This is a genomic window from Gardnerella sp. c10Ua_31, from assembly GCF_055700915.1.
Genome location: NZ_JANUYG010000002.1, coordinates 169,887 through 193,170 on the forward strand (window position 1 = coordinate 169,887; position 23,284 = coordinate 193,170).

Genomic DNA, 23,284 nt, shown 5'->3' on the forward strand with positions numbered 1-23,284 from the left:
ATTCACCTTTCACTGTTAAACAATTCAACAAACGCTGGCACAGTAAATGGAGTGCCATTCATACCAACTTTTTGCGCAACTCTTGTAATCGGTGGAGGAGTTACAAAAGATAATCGCAAGATATCCGTTTGAGAAAACACCTTCTCTGCTGGCCCATCTAACAAAACTCTTCCAGACTGCATAACAATTATTCGACTAAAATTCTCCGTAACAAACTTCATGTCATGCGATATTGTTATGCACAATTTTCCTTGAGATTGCAGCGTCTTTATAATCTTCTTAAGACGTAGATTTCCTAAAACATCTTGACCACATGTAGGCTCATCAAAAATAATGACTTTTGGATCCATCATAAGTATTGCGCCAATAGTGCAGAATTTTTTCTCTGTTAGAGATAGGTCAAAAGGATGGATATCTAACTTATTGTTAAGACCAACAAGATTTGACACTAATTCCATGCGTTCTTCGATTAATTTTGAATCCATTTTTATTTGTTCTGGACCAAACGAAAATTCTTTACGAACACTCTCTAAAAACAGCTGGCCATCTGGATTTTGGAATACATACCCAACTTCGCAAGCCCATTCAGAGGTATCTTTAGTATCAACATTTATCCCATCAATTAAGACTTTGCCCGAAGTTGCTTTAAGAATACCGTTAAAATGCTTAACAAGCGTTGTTTTACCAGCGCCATTTTGACCAATTATTGCAACAGGCTCATTGCTGCTAATGCTAAAAGAAACACCATCAAGCGCTTTGTGCCCCGATTTATATTCGTGCACAAGATTGATAACATCTAACTTCATGAGTTAACCTCACTTTTATTAGAACGTATCCTACTTTTAACAAGATCAACTGCCTGATTCTCGGTGATAGGAATTTTAGTCACATTTACTCCGCAATTAGCAATAGCAAAACCGAGTTTTACGTAATCTGGAGGTTCAATTCCGTGATTAGTAATATCTGGATTTGTAAATACTTCATAAGGCGATCCACTTGTAAAAACTTCGCCATTATCCAGCACCATAACAGTATCAGCGCACCTTGCAACGCGCTCCATATCGTGATCAACCATAATCACAGTTACGCCACTATTATTGAGACGTTTTACAATGTCAAAAATCTCCTCGCTGCCAAGTGGATCAAGTTGTGTTGTACACTCATCTAAAACCAAAATCTTAGGTTCCATAATAAAAGTTGACCCAAATGCAACTCTTTGAATCTGTCCACCCGAAAGCTCAAGAGGATTTCGGTCTAAAATATCACTTATACGCATTAATTCTGCAACTTGAATAACTTTTTCAGTCATCTCCTTACGAGCAACACCTTGATTACATAATCCATATGCAAGCTCTTCTGCAACAGTGCCCGAAGTGTAGCTAAGTTGATTAAACGGATTTTGAAATACTAGACCGATTGTTTTAGAAAGTTTAGCTACATTAGAAGAAGAAACATCATTGCCGTCAACAACCACTTTCCCACGCGATTTGCCAACAAAATAATGCGGTATTAAACCAACTAATGCATTACATAATGTTGATTTACCAGATCCGTTAGCGCCTATGATACATAAAAAGCTTCCCTCTTTAACATCAAAGCTTATATGTTTTAATGCACTTTTCTTACTACCGCTGTATCTATATGAAAAATCTTTTACGGAGAGAATATTATTCATTTTAGACCCCCATAATAAGGAATAATTCCAACATAGAAACAGGTAGACAAGACTAAGGAGATAGCAAGAATTAGTAATAACATGTAAGTCAAAACTGAGTCATAAACTCTCCATTGGACTTCTACTATGCTTGTTCTTTTTACTCCATTTATACCAAAGCCACGCGTTTCTAATGTCATTCCTCGCTCTTGAGCATCAGTCAAAGAGCTTAAAACAACAGGCCCAAGTAAAGGTATTAGAGCACGCAATCTGCCAATCGCACTTCCAGACATTTTTAACCCTCTAGCGCTTTGAGCCTGGCTAATAACAGACATTCGTCTTTGCATTTGCGGAACAACATTTAAGCTTGCTAAAACTAAGTAACCTATTTTTGCAGGAAGACCTATGCCAGTTAAAGCAGCGACCATACTGCCTATATAAGTAGTTTTATTCATAATGTAAAAACTGCCCAAAAATACTAGAACAGTAACTACTACTCTTCCCGCATAAATCATTCCTTCAAGGCCAAGTTTTGCAAATCCAAAATCCGCTATAAAGGTTTTATTACTAGGGCTATATAGCCCTTGTATAAACATAAGCATTAATGTCATTGGTATTCCAAAGCCAAACATAAGTTTTACATATGGAACAACAATCCTTGCAATAATTGCTACAACAAAAAGAACTACAATAAATGCAATTCCTAGACAAGGATCTGGCCATACCATAGATGAGATTCCTAAAGTAAAAATAGTAATTATTTTTGTTATAGGATTCAGCATAGAAACAGGATTATTATCGCAACGCTGCCATGTTAAACATCTTTTATTATCACTCATTGCAACATAACTCCCTCGTTAAACTTATGAAACCATAAAACCATGAAGCTGATTCAAGATTGTTAAATCAGCTTCTTCGCCAAAAAACTAATTAATCAACAGAATCTTCATCATATTCATCTGATTCATCAGAATTATCCGAATCATCTGAATTGCCTGCAGCATATTGACTTAAGAACCTCTTAGGCACCTTTTTAACAATAAAGTAGGCAACAGCAACAGCAATTCCCTTATCTAATAGGTTCTCAATAATTGATGATGAAAATACAGAAGCAAAAATATTTTTCATTGCTACAACAAGCGTTGCAGTAAGCACCGAGGTTCCATTAATGCCAGTTGCTCCACTAAAAACAAATACTGTTATAAGTGATGCAGAAACGGCGTTTACTAAGGTTACAACAACCCAAACAATTAGAACACCCCACCACTTTTTGAATAAACCTGCCTTAACCATATAACCAACAACAAGACCACATAAAACGCTAACTACCGCATAAGGTAAATTAACTGGATTTGCCACCAATGCTAAAAATACATTTGTTAAGAACCCAGTTAAGGCAGCAACCCACGGTCCCGATAAGCAGGCAACTGCCATAGTTCCAATCATATCTAGAAACAGAGGGAGCTTTAGCGTTGAGCACAGAGTGCCGCCAATAAGATTTATACCTACTGCAATAGGAATCAAAACTAACGATTTAGTTGAGAATTGATTCTTAATATTCTCAATAAATAATAGCTTCTTTGCCATCATGCACCACCCTTCAACAAAATGTTGATAAGTCTTGCAAAGTTGTTAATTCTTTCAAAATTTCAACAAAACAACACTGTATGAAAATTGTTTCCTAAACAGTTTTCATAACTTATCTTAGAATAATAAATACTTATTGTCAATAATGCACAGTTATGAATAAACTATATCTTTGAAAACACAAAAGAAGGAATCAAATGAACATTAAAGACATAGCTCGCTTATCCAAAGTCTCAGCATCAACTGTGTCAAAAATTGTTAACAGTAAAGATGATTCAATCAGTTCTGAAACTCGCGAGCGCGTCTTATCTGTAATACGACAATATCACTACACTCCATATGCAAAAATATCGTCGCAATCAAAAACTTGGCATATTGCAGTCATTCTTAGATCTTCAATATCTTTTGACACAACTTTAGACGGAATAATACAAACAGCCCAACAATCAGGCTATGGAACAGTAGTTTTCAATAGCTATTCAAACATAGAACAAGAAAGTAAAAATATAAGCGCGCTTAGCAAACACAAAATCGACGGTGTTATATGGGAGCCAGTAAGCAAAGAAAGCTTTAATAAATTAAAAGGAATTGAACACGAAATACCATGGCTAACTATTGGATCAATAGGAGGCGACGAATCACTATTATTACCCTATTCAGATGCAGCATATAAACTGACGAAACAACTAATATCGCATGGTCACACATCAATAGGATGTTTAATGACAGATGGAAGAAGAACAAAAGATTTTCTTAACGGATTCAAATCATGCTTATTTGACCATCACCTCGATTTTGACGAAAGCAGAATATTTTTTGACCTCAACGACAAATTAGTAGAAAAAATAAGCGATCACTCTCTTACTGCGCTTGTGTCTTCTCATTATAGAAAAGCTTTAGAATTTCAACAGTTAATGACTTCTCTAAATAGAAGCATTCCCGAGGACGTGTCACTCGTATCCATAAAAAACGACACAAACGAACAGCCTATATTGGCAAAAAACTCTGAAATATCTACATATACAATCCGCAACGCTGATTTTGGGTCATACTTGTGCAGCAAGCTTATAGACGAAATAGAAAAAAGACATGAATCAAAGACTTCTTTCGTTCAAGAATTCCATCTGGACAACACAAGAACTATAGGATCACCATCTCAGCTAAGAAAACAAAAGATAACAATTATAGGATCTATTAACCTAGACACATGCCTATCTGTGCAAAATTTGCCAAGTAAAAATGAAAGCATTAATGTTCAAACTTCTAAAACTTATCCAAACGGTAGCGCAATAAACCAAGCTATAGCAGTATCTAATCTTGGCCAACGTGTAACCCTAATAGGAAATGTTGGATACGACTTAGATGCAGACAAAATATATAAAACACTTTCACAATGGGCAATAGATTCATCTGGCGTAATACGCAAACATGAATCTCACACTGGAAAAGCGTACACATTAGTAGACGCTTGCGGAGATTCAATAACATCTGTAATATCTGGCGCAAATAGCACATTAAATCAATCAAACATACAAGATAGAGCTAATTTGTTTGAAAACACAGCATATTGCATAATTCAATCAGATATACCTGTCGATGCAATAATATCTGCGTGCAAAATCGCTAAAAAAGCTGGTGCAAAAATCATATTCAATCATGTTTCATCCGAAAACATACCGAAAGAAATAATAGATAAAATAGATATTTTATTTACGAATATAGATAGTAAAAGCACTGATCGAATTGAGGAAATAGCAAAAGAAAAATCCTCATCTTTTATAAATAAAGGCGTAAAAACAGTAATTATAAATATGCTGCATAAAGGATACTTACTATCTGATTACAAAGAAGAAAAAATAGTAAAAAGCAACGAACCCAACATAGAGAAGTATAGCAACTGCAGTGATGCTTTTGTATCAGCACTAGCAGCATATATGCTATATGGTTACACTACAAACCAAGCAGCAGAAATTGCGGCCTACGCTGCAAATTATTCGAATTCTAGAGAAGAGATAACACCATCTTTTATAGACAAATATACTTTAGAAACAAGTATAACTATGCCTAAAAGCAGTTTGATAAACCAGTAGACGCTTTCTGTTGTTATAATCAGCGCATTGAGCAACAAAACACTGAAAAGAAAAAGGCTTGTTAGAAACCTAACAAGCCTTTAAAACTAAAGAACAGAATCCCGTCCCTAGCGGAAAACCATCTCTAGCAACAAGCATTAAGCACCCGCACGCAGAATAAAGAACCTACACGGTAAGAAAAGGAAATTTCGGCAAACCAAGCAAACTCTAAACCCCACATGCAAGCTGCAGCGCAAAACACGCGCCGCCGCCTAACGCAAGCCAATTTTTTGCACGCGCACCAGCGAACACCAGTGCGCGCGAACAGTGCTTAGTGACGAGCCTTGCGAACAGCAGCACCCATGCCAGCAAGCATAGTGGCAGCCAAAGCAGTCAAAGTTACGCCAACACCAGTACCAGGCAAATGCTTCTTGGCATCCTTCTTGTTCTCAACCTCAGTCTTACCCTGCTTGCCCTGCTGCTGGTCTTGCTTACCCTGCTGACCCTGCTTGCCCTGCTGCTGGTCTTGCTTACCCTGCTGACCCTGCTTGGTAGCGCCAGTATTACCCTGCTGAATCGTTGCAGATGGAACAATATTCAAAGCATTCTTAACAGCCTCATCATCAGCCAAAGCTTCCTCAACTCCAGCCACAGTATCAGCAGTATTAACAGCTGTCTCATCCAATGCAGTTAAAGCGTTAACAGCCTTAGCATAATCACCAGCCAACAACTCCATAAAGTTTTTGTAAGCATCCTTGAAAGCAGCACTCTTCTTCTCCTGCACCTTCTCAGCCTTCTTCAAATCAGCATCAGCTTTATTTAGGGCATCCTTCAAAGAGTTTACATTCTTCTTATCTTTATTCTGAGCCAAATCACGCTTCGCATCATCAACTCTATTCTTCGCAGACTGAACAGCCTGAGCAGCATTATTAAGATCAGTAGCAGCAGTAGTAAGAGCAGTCTTCTTCTTACCCAACTCAGCCTTCTGCTTATCAAACTCAGCCTTAGCATCCGCTAACTTAAGAGCATGAATCTTATCCTCTGTAGACTCAGAATCCTTCTTCTTAGGAGCCGCAGGATTCTGATCATTCTTAGGAGCCGCAGGATTCTGATCATTCTTAGGAGCCGCAGGATTCTGATCATTCTTAGGAGCCTGAGCATCAGCAGCGAACACTGGGGTTGCCATTGCAAAGCCGGCAAGCAAAGTTGCGCCAGCAGCGAAAGCGGCGATAGCCTTCTTATTCATCATTTTAATTTCCTTTCTTCTTCTCCTATGCGTTAGGGGCGCATAGAAAAATTGCTCCACAATCCAAAACGGATTGCGGCACACAGCCAAACTAGGTGCGGCCATGTTTGCTATTAACATACCCCCCCCCCGTTTGAAAAAGTCAAGCCCCAGCCACACATGCTAAACCGAAAAAAATGATGTTATACACAAACTAATCCACAATAAAGGCCACATTGCCGTAAAATTTGTGGATAAACAACGCTTAAACCGTAAAAATACGCATTTCAAGGTTTTTGAAGAATTTTCCCAGGTTTTTTTAAGGAAAGGCTTTTCGCGCGTGTCGCGAAACAAATAATGGGAAAAGAATCAGGAATATCGTGAGCGCGGTCTAAGCGCGCTATTCCTCGCGGCTATTAGTAGCCGCTCGGCTGATTTGGCATGTAAAGTCCACTGGACTTTACATTTGAGCCAAATCACGCTTTGAAGGAGCTTGAAATGCATTATGCAATTTCAATCTCAGTCAAAGCGCCCATGCAAGTCGATTCGCGACACGCTTTAAGCTCGAAGGCAGGTCGTCGCGCAAGCTATTCACCAGTAACTGTTGGCGCAAGAACCAAATTCTTAACAAGCTCGCGAGTGCGAAGCTGCGAATCCGCATCTAAGCAATCGTCTGTAATAACCGTGTCAACTTGATCAAATCGCGCAAAAAGCGAAAGTGACGTGCAAGTCCACTTTGTGTGATCCGTTAATATAATCGTGCGATCCGCAATATCCATCAAAGCCATATCCGTAGCGGCTTCCAGCGAATTTGGCATAAGGAACCCGCGAGGCAAACTAACGGAATGCGTGCCCAAAAATACTGTGTTTACTCGCAAAGACGAAACAACTTTATCTGCAATAGGCCCAACCAACGAGTTGGAACGCGTAATAACACCACCTGTAACAATAACCTCAATGTCTTTGGATTCAAGCGCTTGAACAAGCTCCGCAACTGGAATCGAATTTGTTAGAATCGTGATTCCAGACGCCCTGCGCGACTCAAGAAGATGTTGCGCAAACACGTATGCGGTTGTGCCACCACCGATTGCAATCACATCTCCTGGCTGAACATAATCCACCGCCTTAGCGGCGATTGCATCCTTAAGCCCCATATCCATCTGCGACTTTACGGAAAACAGCGGCTCTGAAAGAAGCGTGTTAGTTGTAACAGCACCACCATGCACGCGCTTTAGAAGACCACGATCCGAAAGCTCCGCAATATCCCTGCGAATTGTCATTGCAGAAACGGCGAGTTCCTTAGAAAGAGCGGTAATACGCACGGCCCCCCTGGTGCGAAGGCGGCTCAAAATCAATTGTTGACGCTGTGAAGAAATCATGTGAACATTATCGCACAAGTAAACGCAAAAAACAAACGCAAATGAGCGTTTCTAGGCTCAAAACGTTAGGTATTTAACAAAAAACGTATAAAATCTGGCAAAACGAACAAATGCTTACGCAAAATGCGCTCCGAGTTGCCTTTTCGCGCTACGCTTTAAGCGCTCAGGCAGGTTGGCGCGCAAGTAAGGTAGAGATTCGAGATTTTTCGCAGCTATCGAGGCGAGGCGTATCGCTCGCACGTTACAGCGCGCTCACGTCTTCGCTTGCGTTGAAAGCACACTGTGCTTTCAACTTTGAGCAAGCTCAGCGAATCGAAGTGCATTCGCGCGCTACGCTTTAAGCGCTCATGCAAGTCGATTCGCAGCGCCGAAGGTGGTGACTCGCCGAGAGAGCAAGAAAAATCGAGAATCTCAGGCGATTAGACTATACGCAATTGTTCAGACTCGTAAGAGGGCTGGGTGATTCTTGGTCGAACAGTATAAGAGCGGCAGCCGATGCCAAATAATCCAATGATACACGCCTACAAACAAACTTCAACCAAAAAAACAAATCAAAGCCAAATCGGAACAACCGCAACAGCAGACAACACGTAAGAGGCGAAGCGTTGTGCGAATCGACGACTTCGAGCTGCATAATGCGCGAGAAGTCACCTCGATTCGCTGAGCCGCTTAAAGCAGAAGCACTGCTTCTGCACGGCGAAGGCGCGAGCGCGCTGTAACGCGCGAACGTAGAAACACCCAGCCCTCAGCAACGCTAAATAGGAATCGCACAACAGTAAGGTTGACAAAGATTCATGCGAGCTATCAGTATTGATGATGCGTATGATCGTGCATAACATCTTTATGCTCCGATGCGTGCGGAATGTGCAAAACGCGCATACGGTCAATCGCCCTGCGCGCAAGCTGATGCGCCGAACCCGCGCCTTCTCCCTTAACTCCAAAAATAACAATCAACGCCATAATAGCCGTAATAATCGCGCTAATTCTCAAAGTCCATTGCACGCCAAAAATACTAGCTGCAACGTTATCCGCACTTCCGACTCCCGTAAGAACGTGATGCCATTGCGTAAAAGTAGCCATTGTTACAACAAGCACAGGCGCGCCAATCGCACCCCAAAGCTGGCGCATTGTATTAGTCACAGCCGATCCATCGCCAAGCTCGCTTTGTTGCAAACAGTTTAATGACCAAGTTGTAACAGGCATAAGCAAGAAACCCATGCCGATTTGACGCGTAAATTGCCAAATAGAAATCCACCAAATCCACGTGTGCATGTCTATAAGACTCATCATGACTGTGCCAAAAAGCAAAATCAACGAGCCAGCCATTGCCACTGGCCGCACACCAAAACGATCCAGCATACGCCCACCAAAGTATTGCGAAATGGCCATTCCAAACGCGCCTGGCAAAAGCACAAGTCCGCTCATAGTGGCGGAAAAACCGCGATCAGACTGAATATAAAGCGGAATAACAACCATAATCGAGCTAAACGCAAAGAACGTTAAGCATGCACAAGCCGTTCCAACTGTAAAATAGCGATTCTTCAAAACGTTAATGCCAAGCAGCGGTTGCTTACCACTCGCGTGCGCGCGCAATTGTCTAGCAACAAACCACGCCACTCCGCACGCACCAACAAGCATAGGCGCCCAAGAAAACGCGCTAGCAATTCCGTACGCTTCAATATTTGTAAAGCCAAACATAACGCCGCCGAAGCCAATAATCGAAAGTCCAACGGAGAAAAAGTCGGCTTTGGCGCTGCGATCTTGCTCACCAAAATTGTGCAAGAAGAATGCAGAAAGAACAATAGAAATTACGCCAATAATACTAAGCGACAAGAAAATTGAACGCCACCCGTTAAAATCAGTTTGTATTCCTCCAACAGTTGGGCCGATTGCAGGCGCAATGCTCATAGCCATACCAACGCTGCCCATTGCCATTCCTCGCCGTGTTACTGGGTACACGGAAAACACGGTGATTTGCAACACTGGCCACATAACGCCCGTGCCAATCGCCTCTAAAGTTCGACCAGCAAGCGCCATAATAAAGTCATTGCTAAGCCATGCCATAATTGAGCCGAGCGTAAAAAGAATCATAGACGATATAACGATTTGACGAGTGGAAAATCGCCTAGTTAAAAACGCAGTAAGCGGCACCATAATGGCCATAATCAGCTGAAAAATAGATGTAAGCCACTGACCTGTAGTAACACTAATGTTAAATTCGCGCACAATAGTTGGCAGCGCGGCCGTAAGTTGCAATTGCGCAAAATTACCAATAAACGTTATAAAGGTTAGAATTGCCAAAGAAACCAAGGCTGCTCGAGTAAGACGATTGTTCTTATACGCCTGCTCACCAACAAGAGCATGGCTAAGTTCACGCAAATTCCCAAAAGGCTTGCATTTATAAGACTTGCTAACAGAGTCACTACTCTTATTAAACCATGATTTTCTAGGCAATATTGTCACTTAAACTTCCTTCCATATTTGCAAAACACGCATAAAATAATCAGCGATTATTGCAAAATCAAGAAATATACTCGACTCTACAATAATCGCCTTAAAACAAGCTATAAGACTACTCCGTGAGTTTGTTGTTTTACAAAGCTACAAACTACAAACTACAAACACACGATTCTCAAAAACCAACGATTCTCAAAAAATTCATTACGCGCCAAATCAGTAGCTACACGCCAAATCAGTAGCTTCTGTGCGATAGCCAATGCCTATACGCGCCTTGAATAGAGCCATAACGACCATTGCAATAATTCCAGAACCAACGAAGCTGAGTTTGATAATTAGTTGCCCAATCGGCTCCCATAGAAGACATCTTTCTTCCAGGCAAAGCTTGAGGCAAGCCATACGCGCCAGAAGGATTCATAGCGTTTACGCGCCAACCCGATTCATGCGAGATAATAAACACAGTAGCAGTAAAATCAGCCTCGCTGTATCCATTCGAAAGCAGCCACGAATGCGCCCACTCTTGCATCTCGCCAGCTGGAACTGTGGTTCCAATAGACTCAGCAGAAGCAGAATCTACACTAGCGCCGCCAGTTCCAACAAGAACAACCCTATCTTTTGGAGCTTGCTTAACAAAAGACACAAAAACGTTGGAAGACACAATCTTCTTACCTGCACGCGTAACGATTTTGCTCGTTTCCATAACGCCAGGCGCACCTTGATCTTTAACCTTTTCTGTACCTTTTGGAAGAGCCGATGTCTCTTTTTTAACCGTATTAAAAGCAATAGGCTCGTCGGAAGTTTCAAGCTTTGCACCAGCGCGCTTAATAGTTATAACTGTAGATTCGCTAACCTTTGAATCAAGAGACGGCGTAACAACGTCGTGCGAATCCAAAGTTATGTCTCCCGCTTCTAAAACGGACTTAACGTTTGTAAAATCTGTTCCAAAAACCGCGCGATGATGGCCATTTATATTTACAGTAATATAAGAAGTTGCGCCTTTTTTAGATGGGTTGAGCGAGTTTCTGTATGCTCCACGAGAAACCTGATTTTCGCTATCTGTAGCCGAATAGGCAGTTACATAAGACTTTGCGGAATTTGATTTGGAACCAGAATAAAAGTTTCGAGAAACAACTCCAAGAACTACAACAGCCACAATACTAACGAAAATCACTGCAACTCTTGCCCATTGACGCATGCTCAATGAAGTAAGCGTAACAGTTTTCTTTCTGTGACTTGTCATAACTCTCCTTGATAGAAGTTAGTGCAAAGTGTAAATCTAAAACGTTATACGACTTTTCGTTATATAACTTTTAATCATACGACTTTTTGCACAAAGTATATATAATTGTAGTCTTACGTAAAGAGAAGCGCTAAAAATCAAGGTTTTTGAGATTATTTCATACACTTATTAAATTCGCTTTACTCGTTTACAGAATCACCTTCATTATCTTTACTAGGATCATAAGCCTTAGCTTGATTAACTAAATCTTCTAAATCTGCTGGAAGCAAAGCGCCAGCTTGACGATAAATAACATCTCCGCGCTTAATAACCATAACTGTTGGAACCGCTTTAATCGCAGCTGCACTCGCCAAATCTGGAGACTGATCAATATCTACCTTAACAAATGGAATATCTTCAAACTTTGCGCTTACTTGCTCAAAAATCGGCCCAAAAGCGCGGCAAGGACCGCACCAAGTGGCCCAAAAATCAACAACAACTACCTCGTTGGTGCTTGCAATCTTCTCAAAATCTTCTTGAGTAGCGTGAATAAGTGCCATTTTTACTCCTTAAAACAAGATTTAATAAATTTTACACGAACACGTACTCATTTGCACTATAGTTATTAGCATCATCTGTCGCCTTGCGGCACTAGGCTAGAAAACATGCTTGATATCCAATTTATTCGTGAACATGCCGACGTAGTTAAGGAGTCGCAACGCAAGCGTGGCGAGTCCGTAGAACTTGTCGATGAAGTGCTTCGCGCAGATGATTTGCGCCGCACAAGCTTAAAGGCATTTGAGGCAGCTAGAGCCGATCAAAAAGCAATCGGCAAAAAGGTAGCAGCCGCAAGTGCAGATCAAAAAGCCGAACTTATTGCACAAACAAAAGAGTTAGCGCAAAAAGTTGCACAGTTTAAGGCTCAATCCGAGCAAGCTACTGCAGACTACACAACAGCAATGTGGAAGCTTTCTAACATTGTAGAAGACGAAGCTCCAGAAGGCGGAGAAGACGACTACGTTGTAGTTAAGAAGGTTGGCACACCTCGCGACTTTGCAGCAGAAGGCTTTGAGCCAAAAGACCACTTAACTCTTGGAACTGGCGTTGCTGGAATCGATATGCGCAGAGGCGTTAAGGTTGCAGGCTCTCGCTTCTACTTCTTGCGCGGAGCTGTAGCTCGCTTGCAAATCGCAATGCTTACAATGGCTGTAGACCAAGCAGAAGAGCATGGTTTTACGCTTGCGATTACGCCAACGCTTGTGCGTCCAGAAGTTATGCGCGGAACTGGCTTCTTGAATTCTCACGCAGACGAGATTTATCGCCTTCGCGAACCAGATGACCAATACTTAGTTGGCACATCCGAGGTTGCTCTTGCTGGCATGCATGAGGATGAGATCCTTGACTTAAGCAATGGCGCTTTGCGCTACTGCGGTTGGTCGAGCTGCTACCGCCGAGAAGCTGGTGCTGCTGGAAAAGATACTTCCGGCATTATTCGCGTGCATCAATTCGATAAAGTAGAGATGTTCGTTTATTGCAAGCAAGAAGATTCTCGCGCAGAACATCAAAAGTTACTCGGCATGGAGCAAGAGATGCTTGCTAAGGTGGAAGTGCCTTACCGCATTATCGATACCGCTGCTGGCGACCTTGGCTCTTCTGCTGCTCGCAAGTTTGACTGCGAAGCTTGGGTTCCAACGCAAGGCCGTTACCGCGAGCTTACTTCTACTTCTAATTGCACGGAGTATCAGGCTCGTCGCTTGAATGTTCGCGAGCGCATGGAAGATGGCGGAACTCGCCCAGTTAGCACGCTTAATGGCACTTTGGCTACTACTCGCTGGCTTGTTGCTATTTTGGAAAATCATCAGCATGAAGATGGTTCGATTGATATTCCAAAGGCTATGCAAGCATACATGGGTGGCAAAGAGGTTATTGAGCCTACTAAGTGGGAAGCCTAAAAGCCTAAGCCTAAGCCTAAGCCTAACGTGGCTTTAAGCCTTTAATATTAACGTTGACTAATAAGTGTGCAAATCAGTTTTGGTTTGCACACTTTTGTTTTTGTTTTTGATTTTGATTTGCGACTTGTAATTTGTTACTTGCGACTTGCAAATATTCGACTTGCGATTTGCCACTTACGACTTTTATTGCGCTACCCTACTTTGTAGGCAGCTCTTGCGCAGAACACCCGTGCAAAGTCGAAGCCATACTCTGCTTTTCGGCGCTTGTAACACTAAGATCGTACTTATATTTAACAGCAATCTGCCTAGCTACATAATCGCATCTAAAAGACTTATTAGATGGAAGCCAATAGGCCGCAGAAGCAGAGCCTTTTTCTTGATTTGCTGCTCCTTGCACAGCAAGAAGGTTAAGCATATCGTTACCAAACTTAAGTCGCTTAGCGCGATTCCACTTCCAAGCACCTGATTGCCAAGCGTTTTCTAAAGCCACAACGTGGTCAATTTGAACAAGCGCGCTAGTTTTTCTGCCTCGTACAAAGTTAATATCTAATCCTGTATATGGGTCGTGTAAAAGCCCAGACGCTACTTTGCAAGATCCCGCGTACTTAAAGCGAACATGCGTTAAATCGCGCGCAAGAACGTCTTCTCGAACGTCGCAACCGTTTTTATTATCGTCTGTAGTTCTATACCCAAAGACGCTTCTGTTATATCCAGAAGTATGCGACTTATCTACTTTTAGCTTGCTAAGCTTTTCTGCAGCCTCTCCACTGGCAACGTATTCTCCAGTGATATTTCCAACGTCATGGTTGATTTTAGGCAAAACTAGGCCAATAACAATGCCTGCAAGAATCGCGAGCGCAATAAGCCATATAAAAGACGTTACGCTCCTAGAGATTGGAGCGTTGCTATAGCGCGCATCACCTACTCTACGATTGCTACGACCGCCACGACCGCTACTATTACTACGATTGCGCAGCATGATTAATATCTACAACCCAAGGAATACGACGTATAACAATGTTGAGCACTTGCTGAATAAGGCTAATAAGAATAATGATTGCCATAACTGCGTACACAACGTTCCATTGCGGATTCTTAGTTACAAGTGGGTGGATTGTACTAGAAACAAGCATTATTGCATTTGCAATTCCAATAAGAGAAACCGACATAAGAATCGCTTGCATTCTGCCGACTTTGCGCGATAATCTTACGCGTTGCTGAGCCAATTTTCGCATTGAGTCAACAACTCGCTTAACGCAATAATCTCCTTGACGGAAGGCCAATACTTCTTGCAAACCAAGCTCTACATCGTCTACTTCTAGTTCAACCATTTTTTGATCTAAATGAACTTTATTAATAAAGCTTTTAAGGCTCAAACTAAACAATCCTGGGATTACAAACACGATTAGCAAACAAATCACAGATGCAAAAATCGCGATTTGAACACTAAAGTAGCTTAGCAAAACGATTGCTGGAATAATCGAAAGGATCATTCCAACGCTCATACTAAGACCTGCCTTGTGTAAGTGCGCGTGATGAAGGTCTAGTCCTGCAAAAGACGCAACAAGCGTTAAGCATCTTAAGCATGCGCAAACAACTACAACAAGAACATAGTCTTTAACACCTAAGCCAAAAAGCGGCCTGCTTGCTATAGCAAACATTGCTGCGATTGCGCAAACAGGAATCAGCAAAGCGCAAACAATATTTATTACAGTCGAGAAGGCACTGAGAATGGCAAATAATGCTTTCTTTAAGTAAGACACTTTTGATTTTTTGCCACTATTATGCGCAATATTTTCATGCTCATTTTCATACTCATCGCTACTTGCATCGCCACTTAAATCGCCACTTTGCGCGCGTAAATCTCCGTTTGAATCATCACTTAGTGCGCCTACAGATGCAGCTCGCGCACGCGAATCACTAAACACACTAACTTTAACTAAATTGTCTGCACTAGTGGCGTAGCTATCGCTTGGAAGAAACACAAGAATAGTTGCTTTTTTGGCAATTTTGCGCAAAATATCGCATAAGTTTTTAGCTTCTTTAGCGCTAATATCTTTGGAAGAATAGTCAAAAATGTATACAGGAGTGCGTCGAATCAACGCACGAGCCATAACAAGTCGCCTAAGAATGTCTTGCTTATTTTCGGCATGAATATTTTCTACGCGCAAGTCTAAACCGTTGTAATCTGCGTAAACAACACCATCCGCACGAGCGGCTCCAAGCGCCTGCCACATAGACGTAGTAGTAGCGTTTTTAGACGCCATCAATAAGTTTTCTCGCAAAGTGGCAGAAAACAGGTGACTATTCTTGCGAACAATCGTTACAAGATCTGCCAACGCACCAGGATCTACATTATTTAGAGTTATATAAGAAGGATTTCCAGCAATATCGCCAAAATCAGATGCCACAAATGGCGAATCCACACCTAAATCAGGCAAAGCATAACTATCACTGTAAGATAGCGCAACGTTTGATTTAGAGCTAAAAGTAACGCCATTAATAACGTTATGCGCAACCAGATTGTAATACTCGCTTGGCATTACATTCAGTTTTCCACTAGAAACATTAAAGGATGCTCGCAAAGGACGATTATTCTTAACAAAATTACAACGAACATGAAGAGAAACGTTGCTAGCGCCATCTGGAATACTCAAAGACGACTTATTGTCTATTTTTTCTAGCACGGATTGTGAATATTCGGAATCCAAATCGGAATCCAAAGTAGATGAATTATTGGAAGAACCACCATTAGCAGCAACACTTTTGAACAAATCGCCAATATTATTTAGCCCCAAAACAGCACGATTTTTAATATGCATGCAATTAGCAACTCGGCGAATTGGATCCACGCTTAACATAAGAAGCGGCAAAGTTAGCATTGCTGCAGGAAGACCAACAGACCTAACCGAAAGAAGCCAAACCGTGCAAACAACAGCAACAGCAACCATAAAATACGTCAAAAAAGCACACAAACAACGCAACGAAACACGAACGTTATAAAGCGCAGTACAAAGAGCTAAAGCAGAAAAAACGGCCGCAACAAGGCAAATACTCGCTAAATAAGTGTTGATTGAGAACAACGCAATGCTAACAGCAAAAGGCATAGGAAAAGCTGCAAAAATTTGCGGCAAAAGCAAACCAGCCCAACGCTGAACCCAAGCAATATCTTCATTTACGCAAATCGAAGAATACTCAACAGAATCAGTGCGATTAACCGAACTGAGCGAAATCATAGATTGCAACATCTTCGGTCGAAGATTCATAGCTACGCGAGTGCCAATCTCGGTAGAAAAAATACAAGATTGATGGAAAGCAACGTATTTTATAATCAAAATACCAACAAGCGAAATCAAATAAGACGTTAACTCAACGGAGCTAAGCAAAGATTTACCAGTGTATTTTGCTGGAATCAAAATAGGCGAAAGAATACCAACACAAACATACACAAAACCGATGTTTGCAAGAGAAGATATAGCAAGACACGCCGCTCTTAAGGCAACCAGATGTTTAACACCTGGAACAAAAGCAAAGAAACGACTAATCATTTAACTATCCTTTTCTTGTTCATAAAACCTACAAAATCAACGTAGTTATATTATGCATAAGAGCGAACACATTTAACACAGTGCAAACAAACACAAAAACAGCCAAACATCTAAACATCAAACAAATCTAATACTCACAGCACATCTAACATCTAAACTCTTAAAACACTATAAGTCACTTTTCAAACCCGTAAAATGCACTTTTACAAGCACTCTCTAACACACAGATTCGCTACTTTTTACAACACATAAGATTACGCTAAACGCCAGGCATCAACACGCCGAATTGTAGATTGCAATCTACCCCAAATGCCAACTCAAACGGTGCAAATCGCTAGCGCCATGCTCCAAAATCGCATCCCTATGCGCTTTAGAACCATAGCCCTTGTTATGCGCCCAATCGTAAACAGCATATTTTGGATTTTGTGCTAAATCAATCATCAACGAATCTCGAGTCACCTTTGCAATAACAGAAGCCGCCGAAACACTAGCACACTTTTGATCTGCCTTAACTAAAGTGTGAACTTTTACAGAAAATTGCATACTAGGCGCATCAAAAGTACCTAAAGCTTTGCCAACGTAATTGAACGGACCGTCCAAAATCGCAGCAATCCGCGCATCTTTAAGGCTAGAGCGCATGCGATTTTGAACATCGTTAATCGCATTAATCGCAGCAACACCAAGAGCGTAGCTAATACCCCACTCGTCAATTTGACGATTTGTACAAGAGCCAACAGCAAAAGCATTGCACCAATTTTCAATCGGATCCAGCAAACCCTCCCGCTTATGTGCATTAAGAAGCTTAGAATCCGCTAGACCTTGCGGAAAACTACCCGATTTAATCTTTTGCGCACTAAAAAGCGCTGCACCAACCATAACAGGACCAGCAAGACTACCGCGGCCAACTTCGTCTAAGCCAATAACCCAGTCAAATCCGCTGCTTATAAGGTTTTGTTCAAAGTCAAAAGATGGAATAATTGCCAAATTTGCCTACTCTTAACTACTTATTTGCACTACTTATTTGCGATATCTACTTACGTTTACTTATGCTTAATTACGTCTACTTACGCCTTACTTATTTGCAGATTTAGCTTTTACATCGTCAAAAGCATCGCTGTGATTTTCAAAAATGCCCATACGATTAAGTGGCCAAAAACGCATAAACGCAACGCCTTCAATTTTAGAAATTGGCACTAAACCATCGTCCCCATCGTTCTTATGATACCTAGAATCCGCTGAATTAGCGCGATTATCTCCAAGAACAAAAACATGGCCTGGCTTAACTTTTACCTTAAAAGCAAATGCGCTCGGACTTACACCTGGCCTAATGTAAGCAGATTCAAGAACTGGAACTCCATTAACCAAAATCGGGTCGCCATCCCCTTTGCACTCAACTGTATCTCCAGGAAGACCAATAAGGCGCTTAATTAAATCTTTGCCTGAAAGAATGCCGCCACTGCTGCTTTCTCCGCTTAGCCAATTAGCGGGATCTTCGAAAACAACAATATCACCACGATTTAGCGGAAAAACCCTAGGAGTTAGTTTAGACGTAACAACGTAATCGCCTATATGAATTGTGTCTAGCATAGATCCCGACGGTATAAAATACACGCCAAGAATAAAAATACGCAAAAAAATTACAACGATAATAGGCACAAGATACCAAGCAATAAGCTCTTTCCAAGAAGTTTTGAGAAGCTTTACTGTTCTTGCTTTAGAGCCATTTTGCGTTTGCGAATTTTGGTAATCGCTTTGCTCCGAATTATTACCACGCAAAGCATAATTCGCATAATCGCTATGATTCACGTAATTACCAGAAACGTGATTTCCCCTTATTTTGCAATGTTTAGAGTGCATACCCCTCCTAGCACTCTTAGAGCCAAAATTAAAAACGCTCATAACACCAAAGCCAGAAGCAAGATTACGCTTGACTTCTGGCTCGGGTGGAACAGGAGAAGGATTCAAGCCGTGACCTGCTACATTAACAATATGATTATCGCTATTTTGCAAGTCTTCGGAATGCATATTGATCCTTATGTAAATCCTTAACCTAAATAAATTTACTTAGCAGCGCTGTTGTCACGACGCTCGGCAATACGAGCAGCCTTGCCACGCAAAGCGCGCAAGTAGTAAAGCTTAGCGCGACGAACGCGACCACTACGAACCAGCTTAATCGAATCGATAGCTGGAGAATGAAGTGGGAAGCGACGCTCAACACCAGTACCAAAGCTAACCTTACGAACAACAAAAGTCTCGCGAACGCCAGCACCCTTACGAGCAATAACTACGCCAGTAAAAGTCTGAATACGAGTGTTGTTGCCTTCCTGAATCTTAACGTTAACGTCAACAGTATCTCCAGGACGGAAAGCTGGGATTTCTTCGGCAGCCTTAAGATGCTTAGCATCAAATGCTTCTACAGCATTCACCATAATAATTCCTCCATCGCCGCCGCATATCAGCGCAAGTTTTATCAAAGTAAATTGTCTAATTTTAATTTTGACTTTTAAACTTTACTTTGAATAATCTTTCCCAAAAAGTTTGCTCTTTGGGGCTTCCATCCGCCAATCTTCAAAAGCTGGCTAGACTACTAATAAGCAGACTATGCGGCATCCGCTTATTGAAAGCATACGAACATAAATTTATGCTCAATAATGGACATTATTTAGCACTATTTCGCACTAATTTATCACGCAACGCCATTAAGCGGCGCTGTTTCAACAGTACGTGTTAGCTCGTCGTCGTCGGCATCGTAGTCAAAAAGCTCACCATAACGACCCCAGCTAATCGCAATATCAAATTGCTGACGAGCCAAAGCGTCCGTATGCTTACTGCGAAGCAAATCCAAAATCAACTCACCGCGAAGCTTGCCGTTGCGGTTTCTGCTCAAAGCCTGGTCAATCGCATGAACAAGAGGCGCGTGCTCAATCGCAAGTCGCGCAAACACCTGCTTGCTGTGCAAAATGTCGGCATTATGCCACTCTTGACCAGCTTGCGTAATTGTAATATGACCATTTTCTGCTGTGAGCAAATCAAGCATTGTTCCAGCATCCACAAGTGGGAACAAGTCATCGATTTCAAACGACAAATCCGCAGCCAAATCAGCCAAATCAATGCCATCTGGCTCTTCCGATATAACGTCTAGCAAACCAGCCATGCCTCCTGGCGTTGCATTAGGCAGCAAGTGCACAGCAACTGGCTCTGGCTTCTGCTCGCCCGCATCCGCTTGCTCTTCGTTTTGCTTAGCTTCCACTTCTGCATCGTGATGCTTTTGAATAAGCATATCTGCGATTGCAGCAGCCTCAGTTTCTTCCGCATCCGCTTGCTCCGCAGGCAAAGAGTCGCTCGCAGCACTAGACGAATCGCTAGCAGCCGCCGAATCCGCATTTTGCGATTCAAGATCGCTTTCTGGGTTAGAGCCAGTCAAAATAGCATAAAGATTATCTACCATCGCCTCAAATTCAGCACTATGCTTGTCTCTTGGTCGAGGCAAATCAACTTGCACATCTGCAATCAAATGACCTGGATGAGACCCCAAAACTACCACGCGATCCGCCATTTGCACAGCTTCTTCAATATTGTGCGTAACGATTACAACAGACTTAATATCGCGCTCTTCGCTAGACCAAAGCTTAAGAACTTCTTGACGAAGATTTTCTGCTGTAAGAACGTCAAGAGCAGAGAAAGGCTCGTCCATAAACAGTGCGTCTGGGCGCAAAACCAGTGCGCGAGCAATGCCTACGCGCTGACGCATACCGCCAGAAAGCTCCTTTGGGTACGCTGTTTCGAAGCCGTCCAAGCCGATTGCGTCGATTGCAGCAAGCGCAAGCTCCGTACGCTTCTCTTTGCTAACTCCTCTAGCGCGCAAACCAAGCTCCACATTGTCTTGAACAGTAAGCCATGGCATAAGTGCGAATGTTTGGAAAACGATTGCAACTCCTGGGTTTGGACCTGTAAGCTCGCGGCCGCGATACGTAACCGTTCCCTCTGTTGGCTGAATTAAGCCTGCCATTGTTCTCAAGAAGGTTGACTTTCCCGCGCCAGAACGCCCTAGAATTGCTACTATCTCTCCCTCGCGCAACGTAAACGATATGTCGTGAAGTACGTGCTGAGTAGTGCCACTATCCGAAGTAAAGCTCTGGCTTATGTGCTTTGCATCAATAATGTCGCTTGTAATTGAAGACTGCGCAGCCTTTTGCGCGTTTTTGTTCAAAGTGTTCATAATTTTGCCAATCTTTTCGTAAAGTTTGTAAGTTTATAAGTTTAATTTTTGAATTTATTGATTTTATTTATATTGATTTAGCGATTAATGGCAACTAACAAGCAACTAATCATCGGTTACTTGCGATTAGCCAATCGTTTAATTCAACACGAATCTTTTTGCGGAGTACCTTTGCAAAGGCGCCCAGAACAGTCGATTACTTAACACAACTATTAAGCTCATAACAGTTACTCCCACAAGCGTTTTTACGGAATCACCAACGGTTGTTGCATTCGTAATATACGCGCCCAAACCTTGAGTTGCCATGTGATTCTTGCCGTATTCAACAATCTCTGCAACAATCGAAGCGTTCCAAGCGCCACCAGCGGCCGTAATTCCGCCAGTGCACCAAGATCCAAAAATCGCAGGCAAAACAAGAGTCTTCCACTTAAGTACACGATTTAATCTAAAGCTTCTTGTCATTTCTCGTAAATCGTCTGGAATCGCACTAGCGCCTGCAATAACGTTAAACAGAATGTACCATTGCGTGCCAAGTGCCATCAAAATAATACTTCCCCAGCCAAGGTCAATGTGCCAAGCCATAAACCACATCATTGCAAATGGGAATATAAAGTTTGCTGGGAAGCTAGCCAAGATTTGCACAACAGGTTGCATAATGCGAGAAATCTTAGGATTCATGCCAATATACACGCCTACTGGCACCCAAATCAGCGAGCTTACAAAAATCAACACTGCAACGCGCACAAAAGTCAAAGCGCCTAACGCTCCAGCTGTAACAAACTCTTGCAAACCCGTGCGAGTTGCTACAAAGTAAAGCATTTGCGCAGCCGCAGCAATAATTAGAACAATCATTACAACGTTAAATACTAAATCGCCAAGCTTGCGAGCAGACGCTTTACGAGGCCATTTTGCACCCGTACGGCCGAATGGGCGCGTAGCTAATTCCAGCCACTCGCGAATAGGCGAAAACAGCTTGCTAATAACTTCGTCGGCATGAGAATGACGAATAAGCGTTAAAATCGCGCTCTTTCGCTCTTCATCGGACGCGCTTTGCGTTATGCGGAATCGCTCTGCCCACGCGGTCAGTGGCTTCCAAAGGAAGAAGTCAATTGCAAGCACAACAACAATCATAGATAAAATGGCCCACCAAATATTTCCAAGCTTGTTTTCTGCAGCAGATTGCGCAACAAAGCTACCAACTCCAGGCAGCGCATAAGTGTGATTGTTTACGGAAATCATCTCGGAAGCAGTAAGGAAGAACCATCCGCCACCAACGCTCATCATGCAATTCCAAAGCAGCGGAATCATTGCATTTGGCATATCCAGCACCCAGAATCTCTGCCAATGCGTAAGTTGCAAGCTGCGCACTGCCTCGTCTAACTCCTTTGGCTCACTTAAAAGCGAACGGTGGAACGAGAAAGTCATATTCCAAGCCTGGCTTGTAAAAATCGCAAAAATCGAAGCGGCTTCAACGCCCATCATCGATCCTGGGAAAATAACAAGCCAAATCGTTACTGTAGCCGAAAGGAAGCCAAGAATTGGAACGGATTGCAAAATGTCTAGCAACGGAATAAGCACCTTGCCCAAGCGACGGCTGCGCGCTGCAAGAGATCCGTAAATAATCGTAAAAATCAGCGATGCTATAAGCGCAAGCATCATGCGGAACACGGATCTAAGCGTGTAATAAGGCAAATTAATAAGGTCTGTTGAAACCGCGGAAGGTATGCCACTAGGTCCAATCGGCTGGTTAATGCGCTGCAAAAGGAAAGCGCTTACTCCAAAAAGTGCGATTATTCCAACGCACACAATAATGTCGGACCAAAAACGAGTGTTTTCGTCTACTTGCGCGCTGGCACTACTTTTTCCAGATGTTGTAAATATTGTCATGATAAGTCCTCTGGTAACGCGTATTTTCTTTGAGAGCCGCTTATCACCACTATTTTGCGTAATACTAATAAGGCTAATAAGCCCAATA

The 23,284-nt window shown here is 42.2% G+C and carries 18 protein-coding genes; 2 read left to right on the forward strand and 16 right to left on the reverse strand.

Annotation, left to right across the window (positions count from 1 at the left end; all coding sequences use genetic code 11):
• Nucleotides 1-2: 2 nt before the first annotated feature.
• From NYP55_RS03165 to NYP55_RS03180, 4 genes are all read right to left on the reverse strand, one after another.
• Nucleotides 3-806: an energy-coupling factor ABC transporter ATP-binding protein gene (locus NYP55_RS03165; protein ID WP_415680949.1), complete on the reverse strand. Its 804-nt coding sequence runs from the start codon at nucleotides 804-806 to the stop codon at nucleotides 3-5.
• Nucleotides 803-1,675 (reverse strand): energy-coupling factor ABC transporter ATP-binding protein, encoded by an 873-nt coding sequence (locus NYP55_RS03170; RefSeq protein ID WP_346284301.1) that lies wholly within the window; start codon nucleotides 1,673-1,675, stop codon nucleotides 803-805. The genes NYP55_RS03165 and NYP55_RS03170 overlap by 4 nt, the downstream gene beginning before the upstream one ends.
• Nucleotides 1,672-2,493, reverse strand: coding sequence for an energy-coupling factor transporter transmembrane component T (locus NYP55_RS03175; protein ID WP_346284300.1), 822 nt, complete (start codon nucleotides 2,491-2,493; stop codon nucleotides 1,672-1,674). Before NYP55_RS03175 ends, NYP55_RS03170 begins: the two co-directional genes overlap by 4 nt.
• Before the next feature lie 91 nt (nucleotides 2,494-2,584).
• Complete coding sequence (locus NYP55_RS03180; protein ID WP_472781642.1) at nucleotides 2,585-3,241, reverse strand: ECF transporter S component; 657 nt, start codon at nucleotides 3,239-3,241, stop codon at nucleotides 2,585-2,587.
• Between the two features lie 197 nt (nucleotides 3,242-3,438).
• Between NYP55_RS03180 and NYP55_RS03185 the strand changes: the two genes are divergently transcribed.
• Nucleotides 3,439-5,331, forward strand: a complete 1,893-nt coding sequence (locus NYP55_RS03185) for a PfkB family carbohydrate kinase (protein ID WP_472781568.1) — start codon at nucleotides 3,439-3,441, stop codon at nucleotides 5,329-5,331.
• Nucleotides 5,332-5,641: 310 nt separating this feature from the next.
• On the opposite strand, the gene NYP55_RS03190 is transcribed toward NYP55_RS03185, so the two are convergent.
• The 5 genes from NYP55_RS03190 to trxA all read right to left on the reverse strand — a co-directional run bounded on the left by NYP55_RS03190 (nucleotide 5,642) and on the right by trxA (nucleotide 12,150).
• Nucleotides 5,642-6,559: a hypothetical protein gene (locus NYP55_RS03190; protein ID WP_472781569.1), complete on the reverse strand. Its 918-nt coding sequence runs from the start codon at nucleotides 6,557-6,559 to the stop codon at nucleotides 5,642-5,644.
• Nucleotides 6,560-7,122: 563 nt separating this feature from the next.
• Nucleotides 7,123-7,914 carry a DeoR/GlpR family DNA-binding transcription regulator gene (locus tag NYP55_RS03195; RefSeq protein WP_116689381.1) on the reverse strand — a complete coding sequence of 264 codons (792 nt, stop codon included), beginning with the start codon at nucleotides 7,912-7,914 and terminating at the stop codon, nucleotides 7,123-7,125.
• A gap of 804 nt (nucleotides 7,915-8,718) precedes the next feature.
• Nucleotides 8,719-10,377 (reverse strand): MDR family MFS transporter, encoded by a 1,659-nt coding sequence (locus NYP55_RS03200; RefSeq protein ID WP_116689378.1) that lies wholly within the window; start codon nucleotides 10,375-10,377, stop codon nucleotides 8,719-8,721.
• A gap of 229 nt (nucleotides 10,378-10,606) precedes the next feature.
• Nucleotides 10,607-11,611, reverse strand: coding sequence for an aggregation-promoting factor C-terminal-like domain-containing protein (locus tag NYP55_RS03205; protein ID WP_004131757.1), 1,005 nt, complete (start codon nucleotides 11,609-11,611; stop codon nucleotides 10,607-10,609).
• A gap of 179 nt (nucleotides 11,612-11,790) precedes the next feature.
• On the reverse strand, nucleotides 11,791-12,150 hold the full coding sequence (gene trxA / locus NYP55_RS03210) for a thioredoxin (RefSeq protein ID WP_115761532.1): 360 nt from the start codon (nucleotides 12,148-12,150) through the stop codon (nucleotides 11,791-11,793).
• A gap of 105 nt (nucleotides 12,151-12,255) precedes the next feature.
• Here trxA and serS point away from each other — a divergent pair, with 105 nt between their 5' ends.
• Nucleotides 12,256-13,542, forward strand: a complete 1,287-nt coding sequence (gene serS, locus NYP55_RS03215) for a serine--tRNA ligase (protein WP_020759216.1) — start codon at nucleotides 12,256-12,258, stop codon at nucleotides 13,540-13,542.
• 196 nt (nucleotides 13,543-13,738) lie between these two features.
• On the opposite strand, the gene NYP55_RS03220 is transcribed toward serS, so the two are convergent.
• The 7 genes from NYP55_RS03220 to NYP55_RS03250 all read right to left on the reverse strand — a co-directional run bounded on the left by NYP55_RS03220 (nucleotide 13,739) and on the right by NYP55_RS03250 (nucleotide 23,196).
• Nucleotides 13,739-14,521 carry an HNH endonuclease family protein gene (locus NYP55_RS03220; protein WP_004131750.1) on the reverse strand — a complete coding sequence of 261 codons (783 nt, stop codon included), beginning with the start codon at nucleotides 14,519-14,521 and terminating at the stop codon, nucleotides 13,739-13,741.
• Nucleotides 14,505-17,090, reverse strand: coding sequence for a hypothetical protein (locus NYP55_RS03225; RefSeq protein ID WP_020759214.1), 2,586 nt, complete (start codon nucleotides 17,088-17,090; stop codon nucleotides 14,505-14,507). Before NYP55_RS03225 ends, NYP55_RS03220 begins: the two co-directional genes overlap by 17 nt.
• 300 nt (nucleotides 17,091-17,390) lie before the next feature.
• Complete coding sequence (locus NYP55_RS03230) at nucleotides 17,391-18,074, reverse strand: ribonuclease HII (RefSeq protein ID WP_016793383.1); 684 nt, start codon at nucleotides 18,072-18,074, stop codon at nucleotides 17,391-17,393.
• Nucleotides 18,075-18,161: 87 nt separating this feature from the next.
• Entirely contained in the window at nucleotides 18,162-19,115 is a 954-nt protein-coding gene (gene lepB, locus NYP55_RS03235) for a signal peptidase I (protein ID WP_472781570.1), read from the reverse strand.
• Nucleotides 19,116-19,150: 35 nt separating this feature from the next.
• Nucleotides 19,151-19,519 carry a 50S ribosomal protein L19 gene (rplS, locus tag NYP55_RS03240; RefSeq protein ID WP_004127473.1) on the reverse strand — a complete coding sequence of 123 codons (369 nt, stop codon included), beginning with the start codon at nucleotides 19,517-19,519 and terminating at the stop codon, nucleotides 19,151-19,153.
• Nucleotides 19,520-19,776: 257 nt separating this feature from the next.
• The gene (locus NYP55_RS03245) at nucleotides 19,777-21,309 is read right to left on the reverse strand and encodes an ABC transporter ATP-binding protein (protein ID WP_115761531.1); all 1,533 of its coding nucleotides are present in this window, start codon (nucleotides 21,307-21,309) and stop codon (nucleotides 19,777-19,779) included.
• Nucleotides 21,310-21,447: 138 nt separating this feature from the next.
• The gene (locus tag NYP55_RS03250; protein ID WP_353938392.1) at nucleotides 21,448-23,196 is read right to left on the reverse strand and encodes an ABC transporter permease; all 1,749 of its coding nucleotides are present in this window, start codon (nucleotides 23,194-23,196) and stop codon (nucleotides 21,448-21,450) included.
• Between the last annotated feature and the right edge of the window lie 88 nt (nucleotides 23,197-23,284).